Annotated in this window: 12 protein-coding genes; 3 read left to right on the top strand and 9 right to left on the bottom strand. The window is 41.0% G+C overall.

From position 1 onward, the window contains the following. Positions 1-6: 6 nt before the first annotated feature. On the bottom strand, positions 7-1,047 hold the full coding sequence (gene queA, locus AB4128_RS14560) for a tRNA preQ1(34) S-adenosylmethionine ribosyltransferase-isomerase QueA (RefSeq protein WP_372038138.1): 1,041 nt from the start codon (positions 1,045-1,047) through the stop codon (positions 7-9). Positions 1,048-1,248: 201 nt separating this feature from the next. Next, a complete protein-coding gene (locus tag AB4128_RS14555) occupies positions 1,249-1,455 on the bottom strand; it encodes a hypothetical protein (protein ID WP_055026175.1) in 207 nt (68 codons plus the stop codon). A gap of 181 nt (positions 1,456-1,636) precedes the next feature. Here AB4128_RS14555 and AB4128_RS14550 point away from each other — a divergent pair, with 181 nt between their 5' ends. Together AB4128_RS14550 and AB4128_RS14545 are read left to right on the top strand one after the other, a co-directional pair. Continuing rightward, entirely contained in the window at positions 1,637-2,233 is a 597-nt protein-coding gene (locus AB4128_RS14550) for an ACP phosphodiesterase (protein ID WP_055026174.1), read from the top strand. Positions 2,234-2,349: 116 nt separating this feature from the next. After that, positions 2,350-3,009 carry an RluA family pseudouridine synthase gene (locus tag AB4128_RS14545; protein WP_080916175.1) on the top strand — a complete coding sequence of 220 codons (660 nt, stop codon included), beginning with the start codon at positions 2,350-2,352 and terminating at the stop codon, positions 3,007-3,009. A gap of 95 nt (positions 3,010-3,104) precedes the next feature. Here AB4128_RS14545 and sstT read toward each other — a convergent pair whose 3' ends face one another. The 7 genes from sstT to AB4128_RS14510 all read right to left on the bottom strand — a co-directional run bounded on the left by sstT (position 3,105) and on the right by AB4128_RS14510 (position 11,528). Then, on the bottom strand, positions 3,105-4,328 hold the full coding sequence (gene sstT / locus AB4128_RS14540) for a serine/threonine transporter SstT (RefSeq protein WP_055026172.1): 1,224 nt from the start codon (positions 4,326-4,328) through the stop codon (positions 3,105-3,107). Positions 4,329-4,543: 215 nt separating this feature from the next. Further along, entirely contained in the window at positions 4,544-5,422 is an 879-nt protein-coding gene (locus AB4128_RS14535; RefSeq protein ID WP_055026171.1) for a chemotaxis protein CheV, read from the bottom strand. Between the two features lie 193 nt (positions 5,423-5,615). Continuing rightward, entirely contained in the window at positions 5,616-7,133 is a 1,518-nt protein-coding gene (locus AB4128_RS14530) for a phospholipase D family protein (RefSeq protein WP_282167866.1), read from the bottom strand. Positions 7,134-7,236: 103 nt separating this feature from the next. Further along, positions 7,237-7,707: a dual specificity protein phosphatase family protein gene (locus AB4128_RS14525; protein WP_372038136.1), complete on the bottom strand. Its 471-nt coding sequence runs from the start codon at positions 7,705-7,707 to the stop codon at positions 7,237-7,239. A 96-nt stretch (positions 7,708-7,803) separates the two neighbouring features. Further along, positions 7,804-9,123, bottom strand: a complete 1,320-nt coding sequence (locus AB4128_RS14520; RefSeq protein WP_372038135.1) for a DEAD/DEAH box helicase — start codon at positions 9,121-9,123, stop codon at positions 7,804-7,806. 301 nt (positions 9,124-9,424) lie between these two features. After that, on the bottom strand, positions 9,425-9,949 hold the full coding sequence (locus AB4128_RS14515; protein ID WP_119969691.1) for a methylated-DNA--[protein]-cysteine S-methyltransferase: 525 nt from the start codon (positions 9,947-9,949) through the stop codon (positions 9,425-9,427). Further along, positions 9,939-11,528, bottom strand: coding sequence for a DNA-3-methyladenine glycosylase 2 family protein (locus tag AB4128_RS14510; RefSeq protein WP_408018440.1), 1,590 nt, complete (start codon positions 11,526-11,528; stop codon positions 9,939-9,941). Before AB4128_RS14510 ends, AB4128_RS14515 begins: the two co-directional genes overlap by 11 nt. 179 nt (positions 11,529-11,707) lie before the next feature. Here AB4128_RS14510 and AB4128_RS14505 point away from each other — a divergent pair, with 179 nt between their 5' ends. Further along, positions 11,708-13,537, top strand: coding sequence for an ABC transporter ATP-binding protein (locus tag AB4128_RS14505; protein WP_372038134.1), 1,830 nt, complete (start codon positions 11,708-11,710; stop codon positions 13,535-13,537). Positions 13,538-13,827 lie beyond the last annotated feature (290 nt).

Here is a 13,827-nt window from a genome sequence, read left to right as displayed (position 1 = left end):
CAAACGTTACGGGGCTTTTTTAGTTAAAAACATGGCATCGCCATAGCTAAAAAAGCGGTATTTTTGTTCGATCGCGTGTTGATAGGCATTCATCACATTGTCAAAACCCGAAAATGCACTAATTAACATAATCAACGTCGACTCGGGTAAATGGAAATTGGTCACCATTGCGTCAATCACTTTAAATTCGTAACCAGGAAAAATGAAGATATCCGTATCGCCTTTGAACGCGGCAAGAGGAGCCTCCCCACTTGCTTTAGCTGCGCTTTCAAGTGAACGAACCGAAGTGGTTCCTACGGCAATCACGCGATTACCCGCAGCTTTGGTTTCAGCGATTAAATCGACAACTTCTTGCGAGACTTCAGCCCACTCAGAATGCATCACGTGCTCGTCAATCGTATCAACTCGAACAGGTTGAAAGGTGCCAGCACCGACATGCAAAGTAACAAAAGCAATGTTAACCCCTTTATCTTTTAACGCCGAAAGCATGGCATCATCAAAATGCAAGCCTGCTGTTGGCGCTGCGACTGCACCTGGGGTTTGATTATAAACCGTTTGATAGCGCTCTTTGTCTGCATCTTCATCAGGGCGGTCGATGTAAGGCGGAAGCGGCATGTGGCCCACTTCTTCTAACACTTCTAAGATTGTTTTATCAGCGTCTAATTCAAGTTCGAACAATGCGTCATGACGCTTGAGCATTGTCATTTCATAACCGCCATCTAAGATAACGATTGAATCAACTTTTGGAGATTTTGAGCAACGCACATGGGCTAAAATACGCTTATCATCCAACATTCTTTCGACAAGTATTTCTAACTTTCCACCTGACGCTTTTTGGCCAAACAAACGTGCAGGAATAACGCGAGTGTTATTAAACACCATTAAATCGCCACGATTAACCTTTGATAATACGTCAGTAAATTGCTGATCCTCTAATGCACCGCTATTTCCATCAAGCGTTAGTAATCTTGATGCATTACGTTCTGCCATTGGGTAACGAGCAATAAGTTCATCAGGTAAATCAAAAGAAAAGTCAGCAACGCGCATATCTATACTCTATTCAAAGGACAATAAAAACGGGCGCTAGTCTAGGACTACCAGCCGTTAATATCAAGTTTATCGCAATAAATAGTGCTTGAAGATTACACAGTAAATCCGATGCCCGAATATTAATCATCGGCTAGGAGGAAAAGCGAGTAACAGGCAAAGCCGTTAATACAATGAAGTCTACTATCTATGAGTGAATCGTTATTTGGAATTAGGTGATTTAAATTGACTCACATTACTGTCTAAATCAGGGATACCGGAATGGGTTTTAATTGAATCGTTTTCTTCGGCAAGCGCTTGGGGTTCAGGGCGAAAGGATTGCTTTTCAAAGCGGAGATCAATTTCGATTTTTGTGCGTTTACGATTAGGTTGCTGTCCCAATACTGACATTATCCAGTTTTTCATCATCCGTGATCCTTAAACCGATTATTTATTATGTCGCAACGTCCCTCAGAAATAATAGCAATGACATTTGAGTAGAAATCTATATGATTGATTCTAGACTTATAAAAAATGCTAATTGATGGTTAATTTCTGTCTGCGTGGTTTAGCATCATACTGAAAAACTCAAAAATTAAAAGTACAAAATATGAACTTTCTTGCACACCTACATCTAGCCGATATTAGTGATACTCATTTGGCAGCCAATCTCGCTGGTGACTTTGCAAAAGGCGATATAAAACACTTCCCAAAACATCTTCAGCAAGGAATTTGGCTACATAGACAAATTGATAAAATTACCGATAGCCATGAAATAATTGTGGATTTAATTAAATTGTTCCCTAAATCCTCTAAAAGAGTTGCTCCCATCCTTATCGATTTAGCATTTGATCATTACTTGGCTTTTTATTGGGAAGAATACCATCAAGACTCACTTGCCGATTTTACTAAGAAGGCATATCACAGTTTAGACACCACAGAAGAGCTGCCTGAAAAGCTGCAACTTATTGCTCCTAGCATTATCGAACAAGACTGGTTATCCGCCTATAAAACTAAACAAGGGATGAATAAAGCCATCGAAGGGGTTAGCCGACGTATATCAAAGCCAGAACTCTTTAAAACGGCCATTAAAGATGTCGATAAGTTGTATGTTGATATTGAAATCGCATTTAGAACCTTCTACCCGCAGTTAATGGCATACAGCCGTATTTACAGCCGAAAAACACCAGAACAATACCTGCCATAAATACTCACCTCACCTCTAAGTTGCAATTATTACCCACATGCTGTGTGTTTAAGCGTTACTGCACAGCTAAAAGTTTGCTAAAATAGCCGATTATTCTTGTAAACCGATGCCACTTAATGCAAATTTTTGATTACCAACCTCCTAGTATCCCTTGGCTTGATATTCGCTACAAAGACCGCGATATCATTGTGATTAATAAGCCTGCTGGGTTACTTGCTAATCCGGGTAAAGCACTAGCAACCCACGATTGTGCTATCACACGTGTTCAAAAGCTGTTCCCCGAGGCTATTTTAGTACACCGCTTAGACTGCGATACTTCAGGCATTATGGTGTTTGCACGTAATAAAAAAGCTGAATCTCATTTAAAAACCCAATTCCAAGACCGTAAAACCAAGAAGGTCTACATCGCTGAGGTGAAAGGACGAATTGAAAATGATTCAGGTACGGTCGATTTAGCATTAGCTGCAGACAAAAGTAATCCGCCATTTCAGGTTGTTTCAGAAACTGGCAAGGCCGCAATTACCCATTACGAAGTCATTGAAAGGCATCCAGAACATACCCTAGTTAAATTAATACCGGAAACGGGCCGAACTCACCAGCTGCGTGTTCATATGCTTGCACTCAACCACGTGCTCCTTGGTGATGCGTTTTATGCAGATGAGCAGACTATCGCACTAAGGGATAGGTTAAGTTTGCATGCGCAAATGCTAACCATAACCCATCCGTACACCCAAAAGCAGCGCACCTTTTTCAGTAAGCACCCTTTTAGCGACTAAGTATATTCTTAGATGTACTAACTAAGCTGTAGAAAAACTGTAAACTCAAAAAAAAACCGCTCATACGAGCGGTTTTTTAATGCTTACAATAAGCTTTAGCTGTTTTCTTTTGCTTCAGCAGCTTCACATGCCGCAGCAGTGAATACCACGTCAGTAGAACTATTAAGCGCGGTTTCAGCTGAGTCTTGAACCACACCAATAATGAAGCCCACTGCAACCACTTGCATTGCAACGTCGTTCGAGATACCGAATAAACCACATGCTAATGGGATCAGTAGTAATGAACCACCTGCAACACCTGAAGCGCCACATGCAGAAACTGCCGCAACTACACTCAATAACACAGCAGTTAGAAAGTCTACTTGAATACCTAAGGTATTTGCAGCAGCTAATGTCAGCACTGTAATCGTGATTGCCGCACCGCCCATGTTAATGGTTGCACCTAACGGAATTGATACTGAATAAGTGTCTTTATGAAGCTTTAACTCTTCACATAAGGCCATGTTGACAGGAATGTTTGCCGCACTTGAACGAGTAAAGAATGCCGTCACACCACTTTCGCGTAAACACTTTAATACTAATGGGTAAGGATTACGGCGAATTTTCAGGTACACAATAATTGGGTTAACAACTAATGCAATAAACAACATCGCGCCAACGAGTACGGCTAATAACTGTGCGTAACCTGCTAATGCATCAAATCCCGTTTCTGCGATAGTGCCTGATACTAAACCAAAAATACCAATTGGGGCGAAACGAATAACAAAGCGAACAATCTTAGTCACACCATCACTTAAATCCGACACGACTTTTTTAGTTGATTCACTAGCATGATGTAACGTGATCCCCAGACCCACTGCCCATGCCAAAATACCAATGTAGTTGCCTGTTAATAATGCATTGACTGGATTATCAACAATTTTAAATAACAAAGTATTTAACACTTCGGCAATGCCTTGTGGCGGATTAGAACCTTCAACACCGCCAGCCAACAGTAACGTTGTTGGAAATGCAAAACTAAATGCCACAGCCGTTAATGCCGCCGCTAAAGTACCGACTAAATATAAGCCAATAATAGGGCGCATATTAGTCTGGGTATTTTTCTTTTGATTTGCTATCGATGAAGCAACGAGAATAAAGACTAAAATAGGTGCAACCGCTTTCAGTGCTTCAACAAACAAACTTCCTAAAAAAGAAACTTGTGTGGCTGCTGAAGTCGAGAAAGTGGCTAAAATAACACCTAGAATAATACCGGCGAGAATTTGTAGCACTAAGCTACCGCTAGCGACCCGCGCTAACAGAGATGGATTTTGATTCATTGCTTGACCTATGATTATTATATTTATGGCTTTTAGTAAGCTCTAATATTTGTGCGGCTTTTAATAAGCTCTGATAGGTATATATCGGATGAATTGGCTAAAGTCTAGTCTAGAGAAGAAATGATGCGCTAATATTACTCGCTATTACCAAACAAACCACATTTAGCCAACATGTGACTAATTATGATGCAGTGGGTTAAATCATTTAAAAATTGTTATTTCGCCCCTCGTAGCATGGCTTCGATTAATTCATGGGCATCAAATTTGGTTAAGGCTTCGTTGGCGCCAACTTGATGTGCCTGACTTACACTTATCTCACTCGATAATGACGTGTGTAAAATGATATAGGCATCAGCCAAATCAGGATTGTTTTTAACTTCAAATGCCAACTCGTATCCATCAAGCCCCGGCATTTCAATGTCACTAACTAAGATATTAATTGGTTTTTGTTGGTTGGCCGCTTCTTGCATAATGGTCAATGCATCATGACCATCAGCGGTAACGTCATAAGCAATGTTGATTGAATCAAGGGCGTCAGATAATTGCTTTCTAGCGACTTTTGAGTCATCGACAAGCAAAATCCGCATTGGCTTTAATCGCTCACGCTGAACATCGGTGAGCATTGCGCGACTTGTTGCTGGATCTTGTGGGAATAGTTTTGCCATAAGCAACTCAACATCCAGCAACTGCACTAGCTTATCATCCACTCGAGTTACCCCAGTTAAAAAAGCGGAATGACCTAAATTAGCCGCTGGCGCTTCAATATCACGCCAATTACATTCAATGATCTTATCAATGCCACGAACCAGAAAACCAATCACCATACGCTGACAATCAGTAATAATCACATAACACTTTTCTTGTTCTGATTTAGCGATCGGTTTAAATCCAATTGCACCTGCCATATCAATAATGGCAATGGTTTTACCACGCACAGTTAATGTGCCAAGAATATAAGGATGAGACTGAGGGATTTTCGATAACGCGCTAAAAGGCACTATTTCACGAATTTTTAAAGTACCGAGGGCAAACTGCTGCATTTGGGTTAAATGAAAAAGGAGTAACCCTTGTGACTGGCCTGCTTTGCTCTTCATAAACCATCCAATAACAACTGTGCTAAGTTTACAGCAACACTAACATAATCATTCGCAGGTAGCTGATACAAAAACGGGTGCTCATGAACAAGTATTCTGCTAAAAACATTAACACTCAGCACCATGTCGAATTGAGTTAATCACAACCTAAATGGCATAGCAAATCACAGCTTAGATTAATGATTGAGAAAAGTTAAAGTTGTGACTCTATTGGCAACAATGATAAAAAATCTGCCATAAACTTACGCCAAAAACCCGCACCAGGCTCAGCATAAATCACTTTATCATTGAGGTTATCAAGCCAGACTAAGTCACCTTCTTCAATACTGAGTTCGTAAGCTTTTTCATCTGCAGTAATGGCTATCCCATTTAATATATCTTGAGCGAATTGCGCGTTCTCGATAACTAAGCCCATTTCTGTATTAATTAAGGCCGAACGAGGGTCGAAATTAAACGAACCGACAAAAATTATCTCTTCATCTATGACAAAGGTTTTAGCATGTAAGCTGGTTTTACTGCTCCCTTTCCAGCTCGATTTTTTCTCAGTTGCATCGCCTCGAACTTCATAAATTTTAACGCCACCTTCTACTAATTTTTGACGATATTGTTGGTAACCAGCATGAACAGCAAGGACATCGGTCGCTGCAAGGCTATTGGTGACAATGGTAATTTGTTTACCTTCTTTGACCGCACTAATTAGTCCATTTGTGGCTTCATCACCAGGAACAAAGTAAGGCGATACTATTAACAATTTATGCTGAGTTTGATTAAAAAAGAAAGCTAAATCATCAAGTAAAATGCCATCTTCACGGCCTTGTTCAAGCTTATTTGGCGGATCGAACACCACATGAGCTTCTCCCCAATACCAATCTAACGTTTTATTTTTAAGCCTCTCAATCAAGCTACTGTTTTCAAGACGTTTAACGTACTCGTCTTGGGTTAATGTGGCTTCAAACTCAGCAGCCTTTACCTTTAGCATCTCAAGATCAGAATTAAGCTCATTTGCATCAGCAAGCTGCTGAATGCTTTGTACCTGTTCAGAGTTCCAATAAATATCGAACTGATTTGAGACTTCATCAACAGCTTCGCCTACAGCCAGCACATCTAAGTCACCAAACTCAACATTCTCATTGGCGGAAAAGTACTCACCACCAATATTTCGACCACCAACAATGGTTACGAGGTTATCAATGGTCAATGATTTGTTATGCATCCGATGGTTCATGCGGCCAAAATCACTTAAGAATGCTAAACCACGATACTGACGTTCGTATGAGGGATTAAATAACCTAATAGAAATATTAGGGTGATTTGCAACAGCCAATAACCCATCGTCATGGTTAGCAGTCGTCAGATCATCAAGAAGGATACGAACTCGAACTCCACGCTCAGCTGCATTATATAAAAACAAGGTAAGTATTTTCCCTGTTTCATCATTTCGATAAATGTAATATTGCAGATCAATACTCTTTTGCGCGCTATCTATCATCGCCAGCCTTGCGATAAAGGCATCAATACCATCTGATAAAGCTTTTATGCCTGTTAAGTTTGGCTTTTTCTGAGAGTTTATATAGTTAGCGAGGGATGTATCGGTAGGCGGGTTAAACTTATACTGCTTTTCAAGGGGGGCAAAATCGACCTTGGAGGCACAGCCCGACACAATAAAAGCAAACACATAGCAAAGCAGTAATATGTATTTATTTTTAAGCATCAAGTTTCCCTTTCTCGATTATTTTATATTCGATTTATAACGCTTCGAATAACAGCAGTTTATTGTTGAGGGCTATATTAACGTCAATTAGCCCTCACTTAATTTAATCTTGCAGCGCGTATAGCACATCAAACACCAGTTGGTCCCAGCCTTCAGCGCTAAATGCAATATCACGAACACTGCGAACTTGGCTGACTGCATGAACTGGCGCTGCGCCATTATCCATTAAATAATATGCCATCATTATCCCAGTTCTGTCTTTACCTGAGCAACAATGGATCATCACGGCGACATTGTCAGCTTCACATTGCCTGATAAACGCTAGCGCTTTTCTCGCTTGGCTAACACAAATCGCCACATCTCCCTCTTGTGGAGGAATGTTGCGTGAAAAAGGAGTACACAAATAGCGTAAACCTTGTTTCTCAATCTCATCAGTATCAACATTACCCCCGTTATTGACCGATAAAACTGCGCCCACTCCGGCGGCTTTTAATTCTGCTAAATCCCATTCATCCTTATTAGGGCCACTACGACCGGCAATCACGTCGTCAACTAACCAAAATAACTGCTTCATATTTAATGGTTGCTCTTATTTCATAGGTAGGATGTAAAACCCTGACAGCCTCATTGAACAGATGCATCACGCATTCTGCCCATTAAGTCGCCAGTATTATTGTTTATCTTTTGCAGCTGAATGCCAAATATCAACATTCACTGGTACTTTGTTTTTTTTCTTCTTTTTGCCTGTTCCTGCAGGTTTTGCCACAGGCTTAGTAACGTCTTCATCTTCAGGCGCCTCTTCGTCAGGTTCAAATCCAACAAAGGTTTCACGTTCTAAACGAATTTTGTTTTTCTTTTCAATCACACTAAAGTGATGGAAGTCAGCGTGTGCAATTAACGAAATGGCCAAGCCGACTTCACCTGCACGACCACTTCGACCAATGCGATGCATGTAATCAGCAGGGCTTCGAGGTAAATCAAAATTAATGACCACTGGAAGTTTTTCGATATCGAGTCCACGAGCGGCAATATCGGTGGCAATTAACACTTCAATATCGCCCGCTTTAAACCCATCAAGAACTCGATTACGTGCACCTTGGCCTTTATCCCCGTGGAACACTTCTGCTGTAATCCCCCGCTTAGAGAGTTTTTCAGCTAAGTGTTTACAACTGTTTTTAGCATTGACGAAAATCAGTGCTTGGCGCCATTGATTTTGTTTAATCAATTCGGCCAGTAATGCGGTTTTCTTTTCACGGTTTACGGCAAAAACACGCTGAACTAACGTGCTTGCGTCGGCGCTTTGTAATTGAATTTCTACTGGCGTGGTGAGCAAGCTATCTGTGAGGGTGCGCACTTCTTCAGGGAACGTTGCCGAAAACAATAACGTTTGTTTTTTATGAGGCATTAAGGCTAACAGAGCGGCTAACTCTTCAGTAAAGCCTAGACTCAGCATTCTATCTGCTTCATCAAGCACTAAGGTATCAACTTTATCGAGCTTGATAGCATTACTAGAAATCAAATCTAGCAATCGCCCTGGTGTTGCAACTAATACATCAGTGCCGCCACGCAATGACAGCATTTGAGTATTGGCTGATACGCCACCAAAAACTGCGGTTGATTTAATAGCACCATTAAAATACACAGCATAAGATTTAACGCTATCAGCGACTTGCTTAGCAAGCTCACGAGTAGGAACTAGTACTAATGCAGAAACAAAGTTGCCTTTGTCTTTTTTCGCCGTTTGTTGTGCTTGATGAATTTTTTGCAAAATGGGTAAAACAAATGTGGCCGTTTTACCTGAGCCAGTGTTGGCACCCGCTAATATATCTTTTCCTGCAATCACACTTGGAATAGCTTGCGCCTGGATCGGCGTTGGCGTTTTATATTCCATTTCCTTTAGACGATTGGTAATGGGTGCAATTAGGCCAAGTTCGGCAAAGTTGGCTGCACTGTTGTGTGAAGCTTCAGGAGAATGATTAGCTGATGTCATTAAATTAGGGTGCTCAAATATAAATATAAATCGAATAAAACAGTAAGGTTTATTTTAGCTTATTTGAGCCGGTTAAGTTAGCGATATTGCGCAACCTATGAGTAATTAATAACCTTAATCGGTATTAGATACAGGTATTTCCCATCAAAAAGCCAAACATCCAATTTAAACTCATATGCAAACAGTCTTGAGCGATAACAGTGTACCAGTATCACCGGTGGTCAAATAAGCGGTTAAACGGCCACCAGTTTATCATTTGAAAAGTTTGACTGAATACCAATAGTTTAGCTCTAATTGAGAGCTAACGACTTTCAAGATTTAATAAAAATTGCTTCATCTCAAGTCCATAAGCATAACCAGTTAAGGTACCATTCTTACCGATAACTCGATGACAAGGCACGATAATAGCTATTGGGTTTGCCCCATTTGCAGCGCCAACAGCACGCACCGCTCTAGGGCGCTCAATTTTATTGGCAATATCACCATAACTGCAGACTTTGCCAAATGGTAAATCAACTAGCGCTTGCCAAACCTGTTGTTGAAACTCTGTCCCCTTGGCAGCAAGTGGCACATCAAAGTGAACTCTTTGGCCTGAAAAATACTCTTCGAGCTCGTGAATAGCTTGTTCAATCCATTGTTTAGCTTGGCTAATGTCTGCGCCAGTCGCTGCTTTTATTTCAGAGGATAATGAATAATTTGCGGCAGGTGAGTCTTTATCAATCACTTGCAAATGCGTTAAACCTGCCACTGAAGCTTGCAGCTTTAAATCGCCAACAGGACTTTTAAAAATAGATTGATGCAAGGGGGGTAACATATTAATTTTCATTTTGGCTCCATAATTGAAACGTGAGATAACTGCCCCATGGGCTAACTTGCTTAGCGAGGTTGTTAACGAATGTTTGATACAACTTAGGGGTAAACTCACCCTTATTTGCTATCGCAAACAGCTTGTTATCAGGCAAGTCATTTAAGGCAAGCAAGAGGGCTTTAATTCGATTTTTAATCACTAAGTCTCCGCCCAGAAACACATCAGGGTTACTCTCTCCTCGCATTTGAGCATAAGCAATAGTCCAAGGACCTATGCCTTTTATATCTATCCATTTACTAGGGCAAGCAAATGGATTTTTAGCAACAAAGTCACCAAGGCCTTTTAGCGCACGTTTTCGAGATTCAGGCATTTTAAATTCATCTAAACTCGCTGCAGCGATGGACTCAGCGCTAGGAAAAAACTGCACATCCCTACCTCCAACTCGCTTAACGGCACCATAATTTTTAACGAGGATATTGAGAAGTTTACTGGCTTGAATCACACTAACTTGCTGGCCAAGTACTGCGCGACACCCCGCCTCAAATACTGAAGCAGTACCTGGAATTCTCAAGCCTTGTTTCACCTTCATCCCTAAGTTCTGCAGCGGCTCAAATGATTGTTCAATCACGTCCATATCCGCGTCTAAATCTAGTCGCTGCCTGATAAATCGCACGGTTTGATGTAAATACCGGATATGTTCAGTCTGTTCAAATTCAACTGTTAACGCTAATTGATTCTTGCCTTTGACAGGAACAACTTCATAGACACCTGTCACTGTTTGCTCATTGAATGAAAAAGCAAAACTTCTCCCATAAGCATAAGTTGTTTCATTCAGCCACTCCATACCATCTACTGCACGCAATTGATAAAACGACCAAATATCCTGCCATGAATACGGTGGCCGATAATCCAACAATAACTTAATACCTTGCGAATTGGTTTCTGCAGACTTGTTTACTTTTTGGGTTTTGCGCAGCTGTGTTGGCGTCAGTAGTAGTTGTGATTTAAACACTTCATTGAAGCGTCTTATGCTATTGAAACCTGCCGCCATTGCGACGTCCGTTATCGATAAACTGGTTTGATGTAGTAATTGTTTCGCAAACATCAATTGCCTGTATAAGGCATATTTTTTAGGTGAAGTCCCGAGTTGTTGATTAAATAAACGTGACAAATAACGCGAGCTTATCCCTAATCTTGCTGATAATTCCGTTAAAGACTGCGCATTCTCACCAGAAAGGCTACCACCTTCGATTAACGAAATAGCTCGCTGCAAACTAGTGCTTGTACCCTGCCATGCATTAGATTCTGGAGCACTGTCAGGTCGGCAGCGTAAACAAGGCCTCAGCCCAGCTTGAGAAGCCTTTATCGCCGAATCGAAATACACCACATTTTGCTCTTTAGGAGGAGAAGCAGGACAAATCGAACGGCAATAAATTCCTGTCGTTTTTACGCCAATGAAAAAGCGACCATCAAAGCGTGCGTCACGACTTAACCTCGCCTGTCTGCAAACATCATTCGGCAAAAAACATGCAATTGAAGGTTCTAGCACCGGTTCGAGCTCGTTATCTGGATGTGGCTGGTTGTTTGTACTAGTCATCATATATCGATAAGTCAGTGATGGAGATAACGTCACTTTACCCAATGTTTACCTTCACAACTAGCGGAAAACGGAACTGAATGCTGATTAACTTCGCACAAGGATTGTCACAATCTATTCAACACTTGCATCAGAAGTTACGGTATCCTAGCAATAACTAATATTCATTCGAGTTGTTGATGTTTAAATTTTTTGAATCTTTAACGAACCCTTTGCCTCAAGAAGAGCCCACCAAGGCACCTAAAGGCGTGTACGCGTTTTGTCGCCATTACACCCGAGGGTTTGAAAAACACCTGATTATTATGTCGATGTTGACTGCCACACTCGCCATTTTAGAAGTCTCGCTTTTCGGGTTTATGGGTAAGTTAGTCGACTGGTTAGTCACTAAAAACCCTGAAACCCTATGGCAAGATGAAGGTAACACGTTAATTGGCATGTCTGTCATTGTGCTGGTAGTGATCCCGCTACTCGTATGGTTACACGCCTCTATCGTGCATCAAACTCTATTAGGCAATTATCCGATGGCAATACGCTGGCAAGCACATCGATATCTGCTTAAGCAAAGTATTTCATTTTACCAAGATGACTTTGCAGGTCGTATTGCCACTAAAGTCATGCAAACTTCTCTCGCAGTTCGTGAAACAGTGATGAAATTACTTGATGTATTGATGTACATCTTGATTTATTTCACCTCTATGCTGGTTATGATAGCCAGTGCTGATGTCCGTTTAATGCTGCCTATGCTTGTATGGTTATTTGCTTACATCGCCATCCAATGGAAGTTAGTACCAAAATTAAAAGCAATTTCAGCCAAGCAAGCTGATGCTCGCTCGACAATGACTGGCCGTATTGTTGACAGCTATACCAACATTTCGACTGTAAAATTATTCTCTCATACGAAACAAGAAGCCGATTATGCTCAAGACAGTATGATGGGCTTTTTGCACACCGTTTATGGTCAAATGCGCCTTGTCACGATTATTAATGTGCTTGTGCAAGGGATTAATTACTTACTGGCGTTTACCATTGCTGCTGTTTCAATTTGGCTTTGGGCTGATAATGCTATTACCGTTGGTGCTATCGCTATTGCGGTAAGTTTAGCATTACGTTTAAACGGGATGTCACAGTGGATCATGTGGGAAATCAGCTCACTTTTTGAAAACATCGGTACTGTCACTGACGGAATGAACACCTTATCTAAGCCTATTGAAATTGAAGATAAGCCTGATGCCAAAGATATTTGTGTCGACAACGGCAAAATTGATTTCAATGATGTTAGCTTTAACTATGGTGAAGACTCTGGGGTGATTAACGATTTAAATCTCAATATCAGAGCGGGTGAAAAAGTCGGCTTAGTTGGCCGTTCTGGTGCCGGTAAGTCAACATTAGTTAACTTACTCATGCGATTTCATGATGTCGAAAAAGGCCATGTTGCCATCGATGACCAAAAAATTACTGATGTTACCCAAGACTCATTACGTTCAATGATAGGGATGGTCACTCAAGACACCTCTTTACTCCATCGTTCGATTAGGGAAAATATACTCTACGGCGATCCAACTGCAACTGAAGCACAGCTAGAAGCTGCGATTTCGCAAGCACAGGCTACTGACTTTATTAAGGATTTATCAGATCCATTTGGTAATACCGGCTTAGATGCACAAGTGGGTGAGCGTGGTGTGAAATTGTCTGGTGGTCAGCGTCAACGTATCGCTATAGCCCGTGTTCTACTTAAAAATGCGCCGATCCTTTTACTTGATGAAGCGACATCGGCATTAGATTCAGAGGTTGAAGCTGCGATTCAAGAAAGTTTGTATGAGTTGATGCAAGGTAAAACGGTAATTGCTATTGCTCATCGCTTATCAACTATCGCTGCAATGGACAGATTGATCGTATTAGACAAAGGCAAAATAGTTGAGCAAGGTACGCATCAAGAATTAATTAAATCGGGTGGGATCTACGCACAGCTTTGGGCACATCAAACAGGTGGGTTCTTAGGGATCGATTAAGCTTAAATTGAGTTTATAAAGTACAAAGCCGTTCAATGTAATCACTGAGCGGCTTTTATGGCTCAACAATATGCAGAGTGGATATAGACTAGCTTTCTCGTTAAATACTCTGGTTTATTAAGATTTGCACATGCTTTGCAAAAAACGAGTAATAGGCTTTGAAAACAAAAAGTGTAGAACACAGTAAAATTGAATAGAACATCAAACAGAAAACAATGAACTGTTGGTGTTTAGATCAAACTTGAGAATTTAATGAGGTAAAGCAGAAGAAATGGTGGTCGATACTGGGC

It is taken from the genome of Shewanella sp. 10N.286.52.A9 (assembly GCF_041468985.1).
GTDB classification, from domain to species: domain Bacteria; phylum Pseudomonadota; class Gammaproteobacteria; order Enterobacterales; family Shewanellaceae; genus Shewanella; species Shewanella japonica.
This window is presented reverse-complemented; position numbering and strand designations above follow the sequence as displayed.

Bases quoted from the DNA above. Each gene is read 5' to 3' on its own strand.
- AB4128_RS14515 (WP_119969691.1), bottom strand. From the start codon at position 9,949: ATGAAAATTAATATGTTACCCCCCTTGCATCAATCTATTTTTAAAAGT.
- AB4128_RS14535 (WP_055026171.1), bottom strand. From the start codon at position 5,422: ATGAAGAGCAAAGCAGGCCAGTCACAAGGGTTACTCCTTTTTCATTTA.
- sstT (WP_055026172.1), bottom strand. From the start codon at position 4,328: ATGAATCAAAATCCATCTCTGTTAGCGCGGGTCGCTAGCGGTAGCTTA.
- AB4128_RS14505 (WP_372038134.1), top strand. From the start codon at position 11,708: ATGTTTAAATTTTTTGAATCTTTAACGAACCCTTTGCCTCAAGAAGAG.
- AB4128_RS14510 (WP_408018440.1), bottom strand. From the start codon at position 11,528: ATGACTAGTACAAACAACCAGCCACATCCAGATAACGAGCTCGAACCG.
- AB4128_RS14545 (WP_080916175.1), top strand. From the start codon at position 2,350: ATGCAAATTTTTGATTACCAACCTCCTAGTATCCCTTGGCTTGATATT.
- AB4128_RS14520 (WP_372038135.1), bottom strand. From the start codon at position 9,123: ATGACATCAGCTAATCATTCTCCTGAAGCTTCACACAACAGTGCAGCC.
- AB4128_RS14530 (WP_282167866.1), bottom strand. From the start codon at position 7,133: ATGCTTAAAAATAAATACATATTACTGCTTTGCTATGTGTTTGCTTTT.
- queA (WP_372038138.1), bottom strand. From the start codon at position 1,047: ATGCGCGTTGCTGACTTTTCTTTTGATTTACCTGATGAACTTATTGCT.
- AB4128_RS14525 (WP_372038136.1), bottom strand. From the start codon at position 7,707: ATGAAGCAGTTATTTTGGTTAGTTGACGACGTGATTGCCGGTCGTAGT.
- AB4128_RS14555 (WP_055026175.1), bottom strand. From the start codon at position 1,455: ATGATGAAAAACTGGATAATGTCAGTATTGGGACAGCAACCTAATCGT.
- AB4128_RS14550 (WP_055026174.1), top strand. From the start codon at position 1,637: ATGAACTTTCTTGCACACCTACATCTAGCCGATATTAGTGATACTCAT.